General features: G+C 100.0%; 1 protein-coding gene. It reads right to left on the bottom strand.

Annotated elements, in window-relative coordinates; genetic code table 11:
- On the bottom strand, nt 1-253 hold a 253-nt coding region (locus JHD59_RS23435), incomplete at both ends, for a hypothetical protein (protein WP_199104709.1).

The following is a 253-nucleotide window of genomic DNA, read 5'->3' as shown; positions in this document are numbered from 1 at the left end:
CCCCCCCCCCCCCCCCCCCCCCCCCCCCCCCCCCCCCCCCCCCCCCCCCCCCCCCCCCCCCCCCCCCCCCCCCCCCCCCCCCCCCCCCCCCCCCCCCCCCCCCCCCCCCCCCCCCCCCCCCCCCCGCCCCCCCCCCCCCCCCCCCCCCCCCCCCCCCCCCCCCCCCCCCCCCCCCCCCCCCCCCCCCCCCCCCCCCCCCCCCCCCCCCCCCCCCCCCCCCCCCCCCCCCCCCCCCCCCCCCCCCCCCCCCCCC

The sequence above is a fragment of the Chromobacterium sp. ASV23 genome (assembly GCF_016428945.1).
GTDB lineage: Bacteria > Pseudomonadota > Gammaproteobacteria > Burkholderiales > Chromobacteriaceae > Chromobacterium > Chromobacterium sinusclupearum.
This window is presented reverse-complemented; position numbering and strand designations above follow the sequence as displayed.